The organism is Vibrio sp. 2130-1 (assembly GCF_033339515.1).
The window spans coordinates 1-763 of sequence record NZ_JAWOUT010000196.1; the positions used below are offsets into that span (position 1 = coordinate 1).

The following is a 763-nucleotide window of genomic DNA, read 5'->3' on the forward strand; positions in this document are numbered from 1 at the left end:
TATTACCCATATGTAGACAAGGCCGAGAAAAAACAAGGGCGACTTCATAAAAAGTCGCCCTTATACAGCTGGTTGCATCAACTATTGCATAAAAATTTACAATTTAAAGCGATGGACTAATTCATTTTGCTGATGAGCAAGCTGAGTGAGAGATTCACTCGTATGAGTGATGCTCGACATCGCGTGGTAACTTTCATCCGCAATATTGTTGATGTCTTCAATGTTGCGCGCTATATCTGCTGAGGTTTCGCTTTGCTCTGCTGCCGCTTGAGAAATGTGCGTACTCATTTGGCTGATTTCGATAATGAGTGCTTGGATCTCTTCCATTGAACTGTTCGCTTTCGAAGCTTGCTCTACCGACATTTCCATATCACTCATGCAGCTTTGAATCACTTGGTTGGCTGACTGAGAGCTCGATTGCAGATTGCTGATCATCGATTCGATTTCTGTGGTGGATTGTGTGGTTTTCGATGCCAGCACACGTACCTCATCGGCTACCACGGCAAATCCGCGTCCTTGTTCTCCTGCACGTGCCGCTTCAATCGCGGCATTGAGAGCCAACAAGTTGGTTTGCTCAGCAATGTTGCGGATGACATCCAAAATTGAGCCAATTTGACCACTCATCTTTTGCAGTTCAGAAACGGCAGACACAGACTCGTGAAGGCGCGTTTCTAGCTGATTGATGGTCGAAATGTTGCTACTCATGACATTTCGGCCTTCTTCGGATGCAGACTCAACACGTTGAACCATTTCCAAAGAGCCT

Annotated in this window: 1 protein-coding gene; it reads right to left on the bottom strand. The window is 45.6% G+C overall.

Going from position 1 to position 763, the window contains the following annotated elements:
* Positions 1–96: 96 nt before the first annotated feature.
* Positions 97–763: methyl-accepting chemotaxis protein (locus R7Q09_RS25140; RefSeq protein WP_318143820.1), on the bottom strand; the 667-nt coding region annotated here is incomplete at its 5' end.